The following is a 2,185-nucleotide window of genomic DNA, read 5'->3' on the forward strand; positions in this document are numbered from 1 at the left end:
CAGCGGATGGAGGTCAGGATAATCGACTTTTGGAAATGCCGTCCTTTGAAGCTCAGCGCCATAACCACTCCCTGGGTACGGTGAACTCGGGAATATGACGGCTCCCAGGTCAAAACACCAGAGATTTTTTGCAACACAACGGCTTCATCACCATATTGCTCTTACCTTCATGGCCTATGATTTTTTGCAGCTGCTGCGTCTTAACATAAAAAAAAACGAAAATCGCAATGACTCTTCCGCAAGTTCGGCGGTGTATTAATCATGCTGCCAGAGAATTCGTTTGCCCAAATTGCAATAAAAGATTGCTTTGGAGACCAATGCTTGGTCACGACACCAGCTAGAAACTTAACCCTGTAGTGCTAGCCATCGATTACGATCCTGTAATCTCTGCAGATACGCATGACCTCTGTGCGTAAGGATTTATCCAATACCCCAGCTTTGCGAATAATTTTCACTTTATTATGTGCCCGCGCGTAAAGCACATAGACCATCTCCCTATTCTTCGCTGACAGCCAGCGAATTCCGTCAATTGGCTGATACTCACCAAATGGATTCAAATAGAAGCGACGGGCCCATTCCTGAGTGATCGATCGCTTTTGATATTCGTCCAGTATGCCCATACGCGTCCCGGCCATCAAAGGTCCATCTCCAGACAAATCCAAGAGATCCAGCCCCTCTGTCACCTCGACCCGCACAACCATGCGACTTGAATCCAGATGGCCATTTACTGAATGACCAGTTTGATAAGACGACAAACACGTTGCAGCAATACAACTTTTCAGTGTGCTGCCCAGATAACAAACACCAAAAGCGCTATCATGAGCCTGATACGGACCCACAGGGTGACAGTCAAAACGGTTCGCAGGTCCCATCGGGTTGAAAAGTGAACCGGAATGCTTAAAAGACGAAAGCCTCAGCAGGACTGATCCAGCTACGAGGCTTGCGTATATAGGCTTGATCTGGGGAATCTTCTCATCAGGCGGCAGAGGCAGCAGATCTTCTGTACTCAACGGTGACCACCCCCTATACTCGCCAGGTAATCCATCACTTCATGGATGCGGCCCTTCTTCATTGCCTCAATCGGAGTCTCACTATCAAAACGTTCACATGGGCGCGTCAACCACAGTAGCTTGTTTTTGAATGTATCTGAATTGTCGTCGAACTCCTTTAAATGAGCCAGAACCTGATCAAACCCACGAATCAGCTGGTTGTCCGTACTCAAATCAAACTGCCAGCGGGGTACGAAATGTTCCTTCCCTTCCTTGAAGGCCAACAGGTTCCCACGACTGATCCGCATATACAAAGCATTAACACTCACGCCCAATAGCTGGGCAGTCTCATCGAGCTTCATGCAGCCCGACAGACGTTCCCGACGCGCAAGAAGCTTCAATTTCTGGTTCTCAAACCAAAGCTCGCGTTCCTCGTCCGTCTCGTAATCCTCAGGGACGTCCGCAAGGCTCTCAAGCCCCTCCAGAACCAACTGCTCAAACCGAGCTGGCTTCCCGCGAAGTTTCGACTTCAAACGCAAAAATATCCTCTCGCGAACAATTTCACGGCTATCACTGGTTGGCTGCATAGGCTCTTCCTCGTTCCGAAGTTTACGCGCTACCACGGTTCACCCCCCATGACCATCATACACCTCTTCGGCATAAAATGTAACACACTTAACGATCATTTCCAACATACCTAACATGTTAATAAATTTAAACGGTTACATGCCTTCGTCGCATGTGATTTACCAGATCAGATACTCCATTTAAAAAGAAGGCCTTATCCCTGAGATAGAGTAGCCACCATTACTATGGATCACAATATTCAATGATTTCAATGACATCTCTTTTGAGGCCAAGCTACTGGAGCCCAGGCTCAAAGAGCACTTGGCTAACAGTCTCCGGTGTAAAATGCGTGCTGGTGAGGCGCCGGGGTTCTGTTGCGTTTGTTTTCCAATAAACTGTAACCTGACGAAACCGCTAAATATGCAAGTATGGCGTCTATAGTGATTTTAGCTGGTTGCGTGATTGGAAAACACAAACGCAACAGACCCAAAACGATTGCCGGCATTGAGATGATGGCCATGATCAAAAAAAGTCAGATCCATATCCAGGGCTCCACTCCATTTGAGCAGTTTTACACCCTTGCAGGATAACTGTGTCCGGGGAATGACCCCTTCAGAAACTCACTTCAA

Annotated in this window: 2 protein-coding genes; both read right to left on the reverse strand. The window is 47.6% G+C overall.

Going from position 1 to position 2,185, the window contains the following annotated elements; translation table 11 throughout:
• Positions 1 to 359: 359 nt before the first annotated feature.
• The gene (locus VE954_RS41725) at positions 360 to 1,010 is read right to left on the reverse strand and encodes an RES domain-containing protein (RefSeq protein ID WP_324964434.1); all 651 of its coding nucleotides are present in this window, start codon (positions 1,008 to 1,010) and stop codon (positions 360 to 362) included.
• Positions 1,007 to 1,576: a hypothetical protein gene (locus VE954_RS41730; RefSeq protein WP_324964436.1), complete on the reverse strand. Its 570-nt coding sequence runs from the start codon at positions 1,574 to 1,576 to the stop codon at positions 1,007 to 1,009. The genes VE954_RS41725 and VE954_RS41730 overlap by 4 nt, the downstream gene beginning before the upstream one ends.
• Positions 1,577 to 2,185 lie beyond the last annotated feature (609 nt).

It is taken from the genome of Oligoflexus sp., assembly GCF_035638955.1.
In the GTDB taxonomy this organism is placed as follows: domain Bacteria; phylum Bdellovibrionota_B; class Oligoflexia; order Oligoflexales; family Oligoflexaceae; genus Oligoflexus.